Annotated in this window: 12 protein-coding genes; 9 read left to right on the forward strand and 3 right to left on the reverse strand. The window is 46.0% G+C overall.

What is annotated here, in order from left to right; genetic code table 11:
- Positions 1 to 45 precede the first annotated feature (45 nt).
- The 8 genes from AC3CH3_RS21820 to yegS all read left to right on the forward strand — a co-directional run bounded on the left by AC3CH3_RS21820 (position 46) and on the right by yegS (position 8,627).
- Entirely contained in the window at positions 46 to 1,029 is a 984-nt protein-coding gene (locus AC3CH3_RS21820) for an AAA family ATPase (RefSeq protein WP_004730485.1), read from the forward strand.
- 12 nt (positions 1,030 to 1,041) lie between these two features.
- Positions 1,042 to 2,004, forward strand: a complete 963-nt coding sequence (locus AC3CH3_RS21825) for a DUF58 domain-containing protein (RefSeq protein ID WP_488538417.1) — start codon at positions 1,042 to 1,044, stop codon at positions 2,002 to 2,004.
- Entirely contained in the window at positions 2,005 to 2,565 is a 561-nt protein-coding gene (locus tag AC3CH3_RS21830) for a DUF4381 domain-containing protein (RefSeq protein WP_488538418.1), read from the forward strand. It begins immediately after the preceding gene.
- On the forward strand, positions 2,558 to 3,637 hold the full coding sequence (locus tag AC3CH3_RS21835) for a vWA domain-containing protein (RefSeq protein ID WP_488538419.1): 1,080 nt from the start codon (positions 2,558 to 2,560) through the stop codon (positions 3,635 to 3,637). The genes AC3CH3_RS21830 and AC3CH3_RS21835 overlap by 8 nt, the downstream gene beginning before the upstream one ends.
- Complete coding sequence (locus tag AC3CH3_RS21840) at positions 3,630 to 5,354, forward strand: vWA domain-containing protein (RefSeq protein ID WP_488538420.1); 1,725 nt, start codon at positions 3,630 to 3,632, stop codon at positions 5,352 to 5,354. Before AC3CH3_RS21835 ends, AC3CH3_RS21840 begins: the two co-directional genes overlap by 8 nt.
- Entirely contained in the window at positions 5,351 to 6,718 is a 1,368-nt protein-coding gene (locus AC3CH3_RS21845; RefSeq protein WP_488538421.1) for a BatD family protein, read from the forward strand. Before AC3CH3_RS21840 ends, AC3CH3_RS21845 begins: the two co-directional genes overlap by 4 nt.
- A gap of 78 nt (positions 6,719 to 6,796) precedes the next feature.
- Positions 6,797 to 7,702, forward strand: a complete 906-nt coding sequence (locus AC3CH3_RS21850) for a LysR family transcriptional regulator (RefSeq protein WP_065677125.1) — start codon at positions 6,797 to 6,799, stop codon at positions 7,700 to 7,702.
- Positions 7,703 to 7,721: 19 nt separating this feature from the next.
- Positions 7,722 to 8,627, forward strand: a complete 906-nt coding sequence (yegS, locus tag AC3CH3_RS21855; protein WP_488538422.1) for a lipid kinase YegS — start codon at positions 7,722 to 7,724, stop codon at positions 8,625 to 8,627.
- Positions 8,628 to 8,689: 62 nt separating this feature from the next.
- Here the strand turns inward: yegS and AC3CH3_RS21860 are convergent, their stop codons facing one another.
- Both AC3CH3_RS21860 and AC3CH3_RS21865 read right to left on the reverse strand, forming a co-directional pair.
- Complete coding sequence (locus AC3CH3_RS21860) at positions 8,690 to 11,164, reverse strand: EAL domain-containing protein (protein WP_488538423.1); 2,475 nt, start codon at positions 11,162 to 11,164, stop codon at positions 8,690 to 8,692.
- Positions 11,161 to 12,279, reverse strand: coding sequence for a substrate-binding domain-containing protein (locus AC3CH3_RS21865; protein WP_050653662.1), 1,119 nt, complete (start codon positions 12,277 to 12,279; stop codon positions 11,161 to 11,163). Before AC3CH3_RS21865 ends, AC3CH3_RS21860 begins: the two co-directional genes overlap by 4 nt.
- Before the next feature lie 81 nt (positions 12,280 to 12,360).
- Between AC3CH3_RS21865 and AC3CH3_RS21870 the strand changes: the two genes are divergently transcribed.
- Positions 12,361 to 13,455 carry a substrate-binding domain-containing protein gene (locus AC3CH3_RS21870; RefSeq protein ID WP_488538424.1) on the forward strand — a complete coding sequence of 365 codons (1,095 nt, stop codon included), beginning with the start codon at positions 12,361 to 12,363 and terminating at the stop codon, positions 13,453 to 13,455.
- Positions 13,456 to 13,595: 140 nt separating this feature from the next.
- Here AC3CH3_RS21870 and AC3CH3_RS21875 read toward each other — a convergent pair whose 3' ends face one another.
- Positions 13,596 to 15,278, reverse strand: a complete 1,683-nt coding sequence (locus tag AC3CH3_RS21875) for an alkaline phosphatase family protein (RefSeq protein WP_102332856.1) — start codon at positions 15,276 to 15,278, stop codon at positions 13,596 to 13,598.
- Positions 15,279 to 15,385: the final 107 nt, after the last annotated feature.

Consider the following 15,385-nt stretch of genomic DNA (forward strand, 5'->3'; position numbering starts at 1 on the left):
TTGTGAGTAGGATGTACGCAGCCAGATTTAATTAAGGGAAGACCTATGAACCATGCGCAACAAGCAATAAACCAACTGATTGAACAAACAGAGAAAAGTGTTATCGGTCAGAGCCACGTCGTTCGGGCTCTGGTGATAGGGTTATTGACTAATGGGCATGTGCTTTTAGAGGGACTTCCCGGTACAGCGAAAACTCGTTCAGTGAAATCGCTGGCGAACCTACTGAACACCAGTTTTGGTCGAATTCAGTTTACGCCTGACCTGCTGCCATCAGATGTAACCGGTACAGAAGTGTATCAAGAGCTTGATGGAAAGCCTCAGTTGCACTTTCAACCGGGTCCTATTTTCAACAGTATTGTTTTAGCCGATGAAGTGAACCGTGCTCCTGCAAAGGTACAAGCGGCTCTGCTTGAAGCCATGGCGGAAGGGACGATTACGGTGGGTGGTCAAACTCATATCCTACCTGATCTATTCATGGTGCTCGCTACGCAAAACCCAGTAGAGCAAGAAGGTACGTATCCACTGCCTGAAGCACAGATGGACCGTTTTATCATGAAAGTGACGGTCGACTATCCAGAAGATGAAGCTGAACGCGACATCATTCGACTTGTGCGCAGTGAGGAACTCGGTAGCGAGACAAGTTCGGAACTTGTAACTCCACAGCATATTGAACCTGAATTGGTGCTTGAAGCGCGCCGCCAACTTCCAGACATTGCCGTTTCCGATTTAGTTGAGAACTACATCGTGGCTTTGGTAATGGCTACACGAAAACCTGAGCGTTATCCAGAATCAGACTTATCGAAATGGATTGAAATTGGTTCAAGCCCTCGTGCATCTATTTCATTGGATAAATGTGCTCGCGCTTATGCGTGGCTGCAAGGGCGTGACCACGTCACATTAGACGATGTGCGTGCCATGTTGCCAACCGTATTAGGTCACCGATTCTCATTGTCTTACGATGCATTGGCCGATGGTGTTGACCATCAAAGAGTGGTTGAAGAACTGCTTGATAATGTTGAGATCGGATAACTAGGGGGCGTCATGGCGAAGCCAACACAAGCTCCCAAACCACAAGGCCTTGATCCTCGACTGTACTGTGACTATTCAAGGTTAGTGCGAATTCAGGCTCAAGCTGAGTCATTTTCACTGTTACCTCATTTAAAAGCGGGCAGCGTACTTTCGGGCAGACATAACTCTTTGTTCCGTGGTCGTGGTTTGAACTTCGAAGAATTACGTCATTACCAATTGGGTGATGATATCCGTAATCTCGATTGGAAAGTCACCATGCGAACGGGGAAGCCGCATGTTCGCAGTTACACCGAAGAGAAAGACCGTAATGTGATGATCTGTGTCGATCAGCGCAGTTCGATGTTTTTTGCTTCTCAAAACACCATGAAATCCGTTGTGGCTGCCGAAGTGGCGGCACTGTGTGGGTGGCGAGTGCTAAAAGATGGTGACCGTGTCGGCTTCGTTTTAGCCTCACATCAAAAACTGTTTCATACCAAAGCGCAGCGTTCACAGTCTGATTTACTGGCTCAGTTAAAGCATCTTACCAAGGCTAATCAAAGCTTAGACGTGAGTGTGAGTGACAGCGAGGGTGTTGGTTTTAGCCAGTGGATTGAACTGATCAAACGAATGAGACTCAAGCAATCAACCTTGATATTCATTAGTGACTGGCGAGACTGCCGAGAACAACATCTCGATCGACTAAAGCAGTTACAGCAACACAACGATATCTTGGCCATTATGGTCACCGACCCATTAGAACACTCATTGCCTCAAGATCTTGCAAGCGCAAACTGGGTGGTGGGTGATGGTCGTTTTCAACTTAATCTGGATAGCCAATCTAAGGTAAACCTCGCGAGTGAAAGTCTTGCTCAGAAAGCGGCACTTCAGAAACAGTCCCTTGCTAAATTGATGGCGATGAAAAACCTCCCTTATATAGAATTAGACACGTCGGGCAATCACATATCACAGCTGCAGAAGCTAGTGGGAGGGCGCTAAATGGCTGTTGAACATACTCCTCCAAGTACCTATATCCTGCGCGAACTGCACGATGTAGCGATTCCTGACAGTGTGAGCTGGATGCCGCAAACCATTGGTTGGAAGATCCTCGGCGTTATTCTGTTATTGGTCGCCATCTATCTGGCTTATCGTTTGGCGCAGAGATGGTGGAATAACCGTTATCGTAAAGAAGCGCTTCAAGAGCTCATGGTGTTGGATGCAAGAGACAAGAACTCAACCGAGCGAACTTTCAAGGTACTGAAAGTGGTGCTTCGTTACCTAGACAGCAGCAATGCCAAGCTGTTTGGCCAAGCCTATGTGAATCGTCTGAACGCTTATCTGCCTGTTAGCGCCAACACGAGTGAAAACAGTAATGCGTTCTTTGCCGGTGAAATCTCAGAATTATGGATGCAGAGCTTAATTGACCCTAGTGTCCGTTTGAGCTTTGAACAGCGTTTAGAGGTGATTCAAACCGCGATGATGTGGCTAAAACTTCATAAACCAGATCTACAAGCGAAACCGAATGTACAGGTAACGGTTGAGGGGCAAGACAATGTTTGATGTTTTATCTTCCAGCTTTGAATTTGCGCACCCGCTATGGTTTATCGCGCTGCCTCTGCCGTTGTTGGTCTACTTTGCCGTGCCTGCTTATCGAACTAAACAAATGGCGATTAAAGTGCCATTTTTCCGAGAATTGGTTGAAGCGATTGGGGAAGCGCCGTCAGAAGGTGCAAGCCAGTTAACACCAAGCTGGTGGCAACGAACCACGCTCATTATTACTTGGGTATTGGTCATGTGCGCGTTAGCGAAACCAACCATTCTTGGTGAGCCACAGGTACGCGAACAATTGGGTCGTGATGTGATGGTGGTGGTCGATTTATCCGGCTCAATGGCGGAGCAAGATTTTACCTCTAAACAAGGCGATAAAATCTCTCGCTTAGATGCGACCAAAGAGGTGTTAGCCGACTTTGCAAAAACCAGAAAAGGAGACCGACTCGGTTTGATCTTGTTTGGTGATGCAGCGTTCGTACAAACGCCGTTTACCGCAGACCAAGAGGTATGGCTTGAACTGCTTAATCAAACCGACGTGGCGATGGCAGGGCAAAGTACGCACTTAGGCGATGCAATTGGCTTGGCGATCAAGGTGTTTGAACAGAGTGAAAAGCAAAGTGCTGCCGTTCAAGATTCAAACGTTGATACCAACGAAAAAGAGAAAGTCGTGATCGTATTAACAGACGGTAATGATACAGGAAGCTTTGTTGAACCGATTGATGCCGCCAAAGTGGCGAAGGCGAAAGGCGTTCGTATTCACGTGATCGCCATGGGTGACCCACAAACCGTTGGTGAAGTGGCTTTGGATATGGAAACCATCATACGAGTGGCTCAAGAGTCTGGTGGCGAAGCCTTTGAAGCGCTTAACCGCGACGAACTTACCAAAGCCTACGCTCAGATTGGTGAGCTAGAACCTCAGTTATATGAAAGTACCACTTATCGCCCTAAACAGGGGCTGCACCACTATTTGATGGCGATTGTTGTAGTGATGTATTTGACCGCATTCAGCTTAGCAACGATACGCCGAAGATCGCTGACCACTTCTTCGACTAAGAACTTGAAAGGAGAGAGTGATGCCTGATTCTCTCACGATACAACAGTTCTTTACCCAGTTTCATTTTATCCGACCTTTGTGGTTGTCAGCCTTTATTCCGATGTTCTTCCTGCTATGGGTTCGTTGGAGAGAAGAGACAAAACCAACGTGGAAAGACATTCTACCGGCACATTTACGTGATGCATTGACGATTGGCGAAACAGGCTGGCGTAAGCAGCTGCCATTGAAGCTATTGGTGGTGATTGTAACTATCGCCATCATCATCTGTTCTGGCCCAACATGGCAGCGTGAGGCTTCGCCTTTTGGTGAAGACAAAGCGTCGATGTTGGTTGTGCTTGATAATAGTGAATCCATGCTCGCTAAAGACTTACCACCGAGTCGCTTGGAACGCTCTAAACAGAAAATTAGAGACTTATTAGCAGCTCGCAAGGGCGGTAATACGGGCTTAGTGGTTTACGCAGGCAGCGCACACGTTGCAATGCCTGTGACTCAAGACAGCAAGGTATTCGAACCGTTTCTTGCGGCTATCACACCTGACATCATGCCGGTATCAGGTAAGTCAGCAGAAGAAGCTCTGCCACTCATAAATCAGCAATTGTCTGGTGAGCTAGGTTCGTCAGTGTTGTTGGTGTCGGATGGTGTAAACCCAAGTACCATCAGAGCGTTCGAGAGCTTCTTTAACGACAATGCGTATCAGTTGCTCATTCTAGCCGCAGGGAACAGTAATGTGGTGAGCGATAATCCTGTCGACCTAGATTCACTGCGTAACTTAGCGAGTAAGACGGGTGGACGACTGATCGAAGTGACCGTTGATGATTCGGATATCCAACAACTGAACAGAGCGGTTGAAAGAAACATGCAACTTAACGGTGAATCTTCTATGCCATGGAAAGACATGGGCTATGGCCTGCTTATTCCAATGGCGATCATCATGTTGTTGTGGTTCAGAAAAGGATGGTTGGTACAGTGGTGTGTCGTTGGTTTAGTGATTTCGGGCAGCATTTATTCACCAAGCACTTTGGCGAAAACAGTCAACTTAACTGCTGAGAAACCCGTTGTGGTGGAGTCGCTTACAGCTTGGGATAAGACCGCTCAATGGTGGTGGGATTTATGGTTAACGCCCGACCAACAAGGTCAACGTTTGTTGAATCAGAAGGAGTACCTTCAAGCAGCAAAACATTTTACTGACCCAATGCGAAAGGGCGCGGCTTATTACTATGCTCGTGATTTTAAGCTCGCTCACAGTGCGTTCTTGCAAACCAAAACTGACCTTGGTTTGTACAATGCAGCCAGTGCGTTAGCTAGGCAGCGTGAATACCTTGCGGCGCGAGACCTTTTGAAGTCACTAAGCGAGAAAGAGGATCTTTCACCTGAACTAAGAACGGATGTGGAAAATAACCTTGCTGTGCTTAGCGGGATTGTCGAAGAGGTAAACCGCACCAGTGAAAGCCAATCAGGCACAACTGATGGCCCTGAAGAGTCTTTAGAACTCGAAGACGATCAGCCACGAACGGGTGATGGCGCTGAAGAGGAAACGGTCGCAGAATTGATGCTTAAGGAAACACTTAACGCCAATGAGATTTTGGGCAGCCAAGAGCTTGCCGACAAGTGGTTGAAGCGAGTAGAAGCCGATCCTAAGTTCTTCTTGAAATCCAAATTCCAAATTCAGTTAAGAGATCCTGCGCCTTCTATCGAACAAGCGTCAAAACAGGAACAGGCATCAAAACAGGAGCAAACCCAATGAGTCGATATGATTTAGCTCTTGAAGCCATTCAATCAAAGAGAGTGCGATTCAGAGCCCATAAGTGGTTACTGTCGATGACTCTTATGTTGAGTTGGTTTTTTCCTGCGGTTGCTTCTGCTGCCGATATCTTCGATCTCCAAGAAAGTGGTGATGTGGAGCTTATCGCTTGGGTAGGGGAAAAACCAAAGTCAGGCGATAAGATAACGCAGACTAAAGTGAGCATTAATGAGCAGGTAATTCTAAATATTGAGGTGGCGACGCCGCGCTGGTTAACAGGAGGGACTCGAATCGGCAGTATCGAAATCCCTAACGTGATTGCTAAGCAACGTAACCAACTCGCAACTAACTACACGGAACGGGTCAATGGCACTACATGGTCGCGTCAACGATGGGAAGTGACACTTTATCCGATGACTTCTGGCGAGTTTGTCATTCCAACCGTGCCGGTTCGCGTCCAAGTTTCTGCACCTGATGGTTCTAACGTTGGCGGCACGCTTTACACGCAGCCAATTAAGTTTGAAGCTTCGTTACCTTCAGGTTTACTTGATAATGAATCGCCTTGGTTTTCTGCAACAGAAGTAGATACAGAGCAACAATGGCTACGCTCGAGTGAAAACTTAAAAGTAGGCGATGCCATTACTCGAACGGTAACCATCAAGGCCAAAGACAGTTTGTCTGTATTACTGCCGGATGTGTTGAACAATGAATCGACCCAGCAGTACCAAGCTTATCCGCAGCCTAATCGTTTAGATGATACTCAAGATCGTGGTAACTACCGTTCCAGTCGAATTGAGGAGACGGTTTATGTTATTCAGCAGGGCGGTGAATTTACGTTGCCAGAGTTTTCATTTCAGTGGTGGGACAGCAAGAATCAACGCCTTGAAACCGTGGTGATAAAAGGGAATGTGTTTGAAGCCAAACACACAGTCCAATCTTTCATCAAGGCTTACATGTCAGTGTTTATTAGCGTTGGTCTGGCACTGTTGTTCAGTGTGGCGTGCTTTGTTTCTGTTAAACGTTATTATGCGAACCGCCCAACACCAGGTTGGTTGGTACTACGTCGTTTACTTAAGCAAGGTAATTGGCCTGCATTAAGAACCTTTATCTATCGTCAATTGCGAAACGAAACCTCTCAGCTAGAGCTGGATAAAGCACAACTTGGTAAATTGAATGGACAAAAGCGTTGGCTAGAAGACAGTGAATCCCTCCAACAAGGGCGTGAAGACAAAAACGTATTTACTCGTTTGTGGAGAGGGTTACGTAACTTACCTAATGACAAATCAAACTCAAGCAATTCTCGTTCAATTTTTGACCGCTTGAAAATCCCTAAAGCCTTGCCAGACTTAAAAGATAGAACTAAGTAGCAAACTTTAGTCATTCGCATCGAACATAATCGGCAGGTTCTCTACTATGGGGAACCTGCTTCTTTAATATGGAACTGTATGAAAAGTACCGAACTAAATCTAATTCCTATATTTGTTGCTATCTATGAAGAGCAGAACTTATCTAGAGCTGCTAATCGCATGGATATAAGCCAACCAGCAGTGAGTAAAGCACTTGCAAGGTTGAGAGATATCTATGATGAGCCACTGTTTCATCGCACCACATCAGGCGTAGAGCCAACCACATTCGCGATTGATATCTATCCTGCAATGGCCGCTGCACTTAAAAATTTTACTTCTACTTTATCTGCATCAAGAGACTTCGATCCTAAAACGTCTGGCCGTGTGTTTTCCATTGCCTGCGTCTCGGCGGCGAGCTACGAAATGATGCCAAAAGTCATGCAGTTAATCAGCCAAGTTGCGCCAGGTATCGCGTTAGAGGTTCATCCTCTGTTTACCGAAGACTATGAGTCTGATTTAAGGCTTCAAAGACATGACGTGATTGTTGATATGACGCCTAAAGGAAGAACCATGCTTAAGCACGAGGTGATTTCTACAGAAGAGTTGGTCGTGGTGTGTAGTAGTGATCATCCTACGGTTGGCGATACCATCGATATGGAACAGTTCTTAGCGCTCGAACATGTGGTTGTATCAAGGTGGCATGCGCGCAAAAGCTTATTGAGCTCTGAGCACTACAGTGACCTTGAGAAACGTAGAATCGTGTATCGTGCAGCGGGCGTTGTAGAGATGCTGCCTGTTATCGAAGGCTCTGAGTACATCGGTGTAATGCCTATTTCATCGGTGCGTTGTTTTGCTGAAAAGTATTCGGTTAAAACACTGCCATTACCCTTCGAGTTGGAAGACCTCGATATGTGTATGATTTGGCATCCAAGCCGCACTAATGAACCAAGCCATAAGTGGTTACGAGCTAAGATCAAAGCGGCAGCAAAAGAGTTATCAAGTTAGCCTATACAAGGACATAGCCATGGAAAGCATTCGCGCGATTTTAAACGGAAAGAAAGCCAATATCCCGGAATTAAGGCAAGCCATCTTTGCGGTGAGGGACAATGATATTGACCTGCAAGTTAGAGTGACTTGGGAATCGTCGGATATGTTCCGTTTGGTAAGCGAGGCAATATGCGATGGTGTTAAGCGCCTGATTGTGGCGGGTGGCGATGGAACGGTGAATGAAGCCGTTAACGCGCTCAACCAGTTCCGTGTCAGTGAGAGACCACAATTGGCGATTATCCCGATGGGTACTGCGAATGATTTTGCTACCGCAACGGGAATACCTAATGATATTCAGGGGGCCTTTGAGTTAGCGCTGGAAGGCAAGGCGTTTGCGGTTGATAGCGTGCGTGCGAATGACCGCTACTTTATGAATGTCGCTGCGGCGGGTTTTGGTGCTGAAGTCACAGCTGAAACGCCAGTCGAGCTTAAAGATTTTCTTGGTGGTGGCGCGTATACGTTAACAGGTGTGGTGAAAGCACTCGGCTTTAAGCCTTACAGTGGCACGTTGACCATAGACAAAGGCAGCTTTACTGGGGAGATCCTGGTTGGTGCTTTTTGTAATGGTCGCTTAGCGGGTGGAGGACAAGAGTTAGCACCCAAAGCATTGATTGATGACGGCTTGATGGATCTTACTTTGGTCAAAACCTTTGTGGCTTCTGATTTGCCAAAAGTCATCGAAGAGCTCAAACATCCGGCGGACGATGGCAAGTACATTGTCCATACTCAAGCTCGTTGGTTAGAGATCGATTTTCCTCAGTCACTGCCCATTAACCTTGATGGTGAACCTTATCGTTCCAACCAAATACGTTTTGAAGTCATGCCATCCAGCATTTGTTTGGTGTTGCCAGAAAACAGTCCTTGTTTGGTGAAAAACCGGTAAACCACTTCGGTTGGGCAAACGGAGTGATCGACCGATAGGGTCATTCCCTCCGCTAAGATTTGTTATGCCTCTTTTTGCGTTTGCTCTGAATTAAGCAAGAAGTAAGATAACCAGTCATCAATTGGCAGAGGACGCGCAAAGAAATAGCCTTGAGCGTATTTACAACCGATCTGGCGCAGTGTCTTCACATGGCTCTGGGTTTCAAGGCCTTCTGCAATCACTGAAAAGTCGAGTATTTGTGCGAGCTTGAGAACCGCGCAAGTAATCTCATAATCTACTTTTGACGAGTTAATATCTTCAATAAAGCTTCGATCTAATTTTACGCAATCGGCGGAAAGATTCTTCAACACCGACAACGAAGAATAACCCGTTCCAAAATCATCGATAGCGATCTTGTAACCTTTAGAATGAAGTACCTCAATGGTTCTCGAACAGGTTTCAAAATCACGCATCATGTCTCTTTCGGTAATCTCAAGCAGCAATTGATGAGGTTGGCAATCCGTTTCATCCAATATCACTTGTAGCTGCTCGGCGAGGTCTGTCATATAGAACATTCTCGCTGAGAAATTGATTGAGAAGATCGCGCCTTGTAGGTCTATTCCCGTTCGTTGCCATTCAGTGATCAAGTTTGCCACTTTCTTAAACACCCATTTATCTATGTCGATAATGAGGTCACTTTTCTCCGCAACCTCAAGGAAATCAATCGGTGGCAGTAAGCCCAATTTAGGATGTCGCCAACGAATAAGTGCTTCGGCGCCAATAATGCCCTGTGAGTCTAAGTCGACCTTAGGTTGGAAGAACACTTCAAGCTCGTCGTTAGCAATCGCTTGATGAAGTCCGATGTTGGTTTCGATTAAGTCGTTCACTTCATGGGTCATTTTATCCGCGTAGACTTTGTATTGATCTCTACCATTACGTTTGGCGTGATACATGGCGGTATCCGCGTTGCGAATTAAGGTTTCACGATCCAAACCATGAGTAGGGTACTCACAAACACCAATACTCGCGGAGACGAAGATAGAATTATCATCGATGTAATACGGCTTTCTTAATGCTTGATTCAAGCGATCGGCAATCGGCTCACCTTCTTCTAAACCAATGTTGGAATACACCACCAAGAACTCGTCGCCACCCATTCGAGCAACAAAGCCTTTATCGCCGACTAGGCCACTCAAGATGTCAGAGACATTGACTAATAAGTTGTCTCCGGGCGCATGGCCTAAGGAGTCGTTAATGGTCTTAAATTCATCAATATCGAGATAAAACAGTAAAAAGGGCGCATTGTTCTCGCTCGAAAGCTTAATTTCTTTATCTAACTGTTTGGTGGCTAACAATCTATTCGCTAAGTTGGTCAACGGATCGTGGTGAGCAAGAAAGTCGAAGTTCTTCTTCTCTTCAGTGAGGTCGAGATAGGCCTCAGACAGCCTTGAAGCCATGTTGTTATAGGCTTTCTCTAAGTGAGACCATTCGTCACTTCTGCCCAAGTTGATCGGGTTTTTGAGGCTACCGGATTCTAAACGGTCGAAGCCATGTCTAAGTGCATTGAGTGGCTTTCGAATGTGGTGTCTAACAACGTGGCTAACCAGCAACATCGATAGCACGACGGCTGAAATGCTGATAACAATCGCATTGAGCCTTGATAGACCAATCTCTTGTTCAAGCTGGTCTGTCAGTTCTAAGGCTTGGTTTTGTACGCGTGATTCGGTTTGTTCTACCATCTCCAACAAGTCACTTTGGGCAACTAACAGTGATGCCATCACCAACCAACGCTGTTCCAGATTCGCTCTAATGCGTTTTAAAGCCGCGTTGTATCGTTTTACCGTTCGATGAATTTTTTTCTTCTCAGCAATCACCGCTGAGGTTTCGATATCGACGTTTTCTAAATGGAGCAAAAATATATCGAGTTCTTTCTCGACCTCAATAAGCAGGACTTTCTCCGTTTCTGGCGTGATACGGCTGTGAATGTCACCGACCATTTTACCCGAGGTGAGGAACGACTCTCGTAGCATGTTGATGAGATCTAATTCATTGTTATAACGGATGAAATTAGGTTGGTCTAAGTGCCTTAGCTTGCTGTCGGCGATAGCAAATTCGAGTTGATCAAGTTGCTCGGCTAATGCTGCGTCGATTTGATTAGTCTGCTTAAGAATTCGATTCAGTGCTAGCGAACTGCCCAGAAAGCGGTGGAAGTTATCGATAAAGGCATCGATCTTTTGCGAGAAACCTTCGTTGGTCGAGAGATCTCTCAGTCGTTGCAGTTGGAAATCAACATTGAACGCTTCTTCAGACAGCGTGGTTTCGCTAAACAGAAACGTTTGTTCCAGCAGCTTAACTCGAGAGGTGAGCGTAAACACTCGTCGGCTGATTTCAGAGTTAACAATCAAATCTGACACGTGTGTCGAGGTTTCCGTTTTGAGCGTCGACTCGACGTAATAGAGCGAGCGGATCACCATGATGACCGCAAGGCTCACAATCAAAAGCGAAACCAGATTCGAAATAATGAGCCGTTGGGTGATGTTTATCTGAGGTAGTTTCATTGTGGCTTCCAAATTTTCAGATACGCTTCACGGTAGCCATTTTTAGGGTCGTAGATGCCTTTGTCTGACTGGCTGATGAGTTCTTCAACATTATCAGGCGTGACGAGATGCACAGGGGCTGAGTAGCCACTTGGAGGCATTTGGTTAAATGCTCGGTTGAGTTCGTCGACAATTTGCCAACCTTGTAGATATAAGGGCTCAGGTACAGTCGCCAGTTGGAATTGACCGCTATTGATTCTTTTGTACGCGGCTTTGCTGCCATCGCCCGCTGAAATGTTTTGTGGTATTAACCGATACTCTTCGAGATTAGACTCCAAAGAAGGGATCGCGTAATCAATGTAGAGGTCGTTGATGGCTAAGATATGCGTTATTTTCTCGTCATATTTATCATCAAGGTTCTTCAATGTTGCAGGCATCTGTTCGGCAATTTTATCGAGTGGTAAGTAGTTCAGTTCAAGTACATCACAGGTACCGCAACGCTTGATGGTGTTGACCATCGCGTTGGCTTTGATCATCGCAATTTCATAGTTCGGGTCGGTAAACACTACGGTTTTTGCTCGCCCGTTTGAGTTTACAATCGCGAGTAGCGCGGCCACTTCCGCCACATCGAGAGGGTCGGTGGTGATGTTGGTGTATAAGCCGATTTCTGGGTTGCCACCGACCAGCTCAGTCGCGTGCCAGCCAATAACAACGATTCCGAGGTCTTCCGCTTGTTTCAAAATGGTTTTGTGTCGAACAGCATCAATGCCGCCAAGAACAATGGCATCGGGTTCAAAGCCAATCGCTTTTCGGATAGCTGCACCTTGGCGTACTTCTGAGCCTAAGCCATCAATGAACCTCAGATGCCAATTGATGTTTGAAATGGCCTCGGAGATACCTTTACCAACCCCGTAAACGCCACCGTTACGTAAATCAGACGCGACAAAAATAACGTTTTTTTCATGACGCACTGCAGGGCCTTGCATTGGGCCATCCCAAGTTCTCTGGTTGGAAACCGCTCGCATCACTTTTTCTTCAGCATATTGGAAGAAATCGTCTTCATGATTACCCGCAAAACTCTGAGAGTAGCAAGTAGTAGCGAGCAACAAACTCGCAAAATTTAATCTCTTATTCATATGGTTTATAAAACTCTTTAACTTATAATCGCTCTATATTAATAATATTGTTAATAAACATTCAAACATTTGGTAACAGTTATGCCGGGTCAACTTTATAAAAATATTTTACCAACCCTACTGACAGCGTGTTTTTGCCTCCCTTTGTACGTCAATGCTGACGGGGTAAGGTCGGAGGCTGATGTAAAGAAACTTGAAAAATTTCAAGAGACTGTAAGTGGCGAGCCAATTTCATTAGCTCCGATTTCGGTAGAAAAACCGGTAAGAATTGCGCTGATTTATCCAAGTGCAGATATTTCTGACTTTTGGACAAGAAATTACACCGCATTGAAGGAAAGGCTCATCGCTTTGGAACTGCCTTTTGAGATCAGTGAGTTTACCTCAAGGCAAATTGAGCACTCATTACAAACCCAATACACCGAGCAAGTCCTGAATTCTGAGACGCCTTATGACTTCGTCATTTTTGGTCCTTCTGAATTGGGTATCCAAGCAGGTAACATTCAAAAACTTTCCGCTTCAAAAGATTTCAAAACCTTTATTTGGGCGTTTCACACACCGAATGAGCAATGGAAACATCAACCAGACAGCTGGTTTGATTTCTCAAGCGCTATGGGGGCTGAGGTGCTTTGTGACCATGTGGTGAAAGAGCTGGGAAATGAAGTCGAGTTTTCAGCAAATCGAGGGATCCCGGGAATAACAGATACTCAACGTTCACAAGGTTTCATTGATTGTGTAGAGAAAAAAGGTGATTGGTTAACGGTGTATGAGCACTTCGGGCAATACCAGAAGATAGGTGGCGCCGATGGGATTCGTTTAGTGCTTGGTAACTTCCCTGAGGTGACCATGGTTCACAATGCCAATACTGCGATGACCATGGGAGCGGTGGATGCTTTAAACAAGGCTGACATGTTGTCTGAAATCTATGTAACGGGTTGGGGCGGTACTGCAAAAGAGATAGAAAAGATTCGTTCAGATGAATTAGACGCGACGCCTATGCGAATGAGTGATGACCTTGGTGTGGCAACGGCCGAAGCGATTAAGTTTCACTTGGAAAAGCGAGAGGCAGAAGTCCCGTTGGTTTACTTAGGTCGTATCACCGTTGTGCACAACAAGATGAATGACGATCAATTAAATCAGCTAACCAGAGAAGCGTTTCGTTACTCGGGCAAGAATTAGGTTCGATTCATTCTATCCGTTATCAATCAAAAAGAGCCGCTTATCTGTTTCGACCCAGTGAGTCAGAAATAGATAAACGGCTCTTTTATTGAGTGGGTTCCGGATTCGACATCTAGCTCACGAAACCGTAGAGATTGAGTCTACTCAGTGATCTCTTGTAGCACTTCTCCGATTGACCCGCTTGGTTGGGTGATTCCCAGTTTGTTCGAAAGCGTTGGCGCAATATCATATGGTGTCACTGCTCGCGATACCTTCTTGGCTTCAACATCGTAACCTGCAAAGATCACCGGCACGTGCGTGTCGTACTTCCACGGAGAGCCATGGGTAGAGGCAATTTGAAGGCCTTCCATGTCGTTAATGTAGCTGCGCGGTGCAAATACTACGTACACGTCGCCAGAACGAGCAGGGTGGTAGTTGTTTTTAATTAGCTGCATCACATGCGTATCCGGTACTCGGTTAGCCGCAATGTCACTACTTGATACAGCAAACGCAACACCTTTCACTTTTGCAATCTCATCAGCAATGGCTTCTTGTACCTTAGCTAGATCAAGCTTCTTCTCAGCGATCAGATCATGATTCAGATAGATATAAGGTTGTGCGTACAAGCGAATCGCGTCTTTGGTTAAACCAAATTCATCCTTCAACCGTTTCTCAACACCACTCGAGAGTAGTGTGTCTTTATTGAAGTATTGAGCTTGATTGAAGCCAAGCGCATTTGCCGCAGGTGAAGATTCAGGTACACCGTGGTCGGCAGACAGCACAATCAATGTGTTTTCTAGCCCGACTTGGTTATCCACGGTTTTGAAAAGCTTAGCGAGAGTTTTATCAAGTCGGATAAGGTTGTCTTCTGTTTCTAGGCTTTCAGGGCCGTAAAGGTGCACCACGTAGTCGTTTGAAGAGAAACTCACTGACAGATAATCAGTCACGTCGCCTTGACCAAGCTTCTCTTGCATCAACAAGGTGCTAGCGAAGTTTTCCGTGATCTCGTCACCAGCAGGGCTCACGGTTAGGGTGGTGCTGTAGTATTTGTAGCTTGCCGGGCCATAAGGATGAGGGAAGGTGCGTTGGAAGTCACCGAGTTTCACTTTGTGTTCGGTATCGTGTTCTTGCAACGTGTACTTATCACGCGGTAATGAGAGCTCCCATTTCTGTTTGGAATACTGAGCAGCAATCGCTTTCTCGTTCCAGCGCGATACCCAATCTGGATACTCGTCGTAGTAATAGTTACTGGTGACAAACTCAGATTGTGCTTTGGAGAACCAGAAGGCTTTACCGCTGTGTCCTGCCAATGAAATTGCGCCACGGTCTTTCACTGAAACACCGAACACTTTTGATTTTCCACTATTGGAAATCGTCAGTTCGTCACCAAACGTGGTGGAGAGTATTGGCTCTGGAGAGCGGCCATCGCCTTGTGCTGTCTTCTGCGTTGGGTCGATCTCTGTTGCTTTATCGACACCTGCACCAGAGGTCAGCATTTGGTAGTTACCGTCTTCTACGTTATACACCAAACGTTCTTCGCTACGGTCATACCAAACATTACCTACCATGCCGTGTACGCTTGGTGGAGCACCTGTTGCAAGCGACACATGGCCCACGATTGTTTCCGTGTTGCCATGTTGGTAGTTTGCGTTGGTGTAGTAGGTACCATCATCCATTAAGTACCGGAAACCGCCTTCACCGAAGTTGTGCTTATATCGTTCGATTAGATCTGCGCGCAGGCCATCTACCGTGATTTGAAGGACTAGATTTGGCTTTTCCTCAGCTGAAGCTGGGAGAGCGCAGAGTAACGCGAGGGTTAGTCCTGAAAGCTTGGTGTATTGCATAGAGTTTCCTTATTCACTGTTGCCGCTGAGTTCTAATGTTTGGCCAGATTTCTAACGTGTATGCAGTGCGAATCGTATTTTTAGTATTGTTGGTGACGATTAGTGAA

This window comes from Vibrio sp. QJM3NY_35, assembly GCF_057785915.1.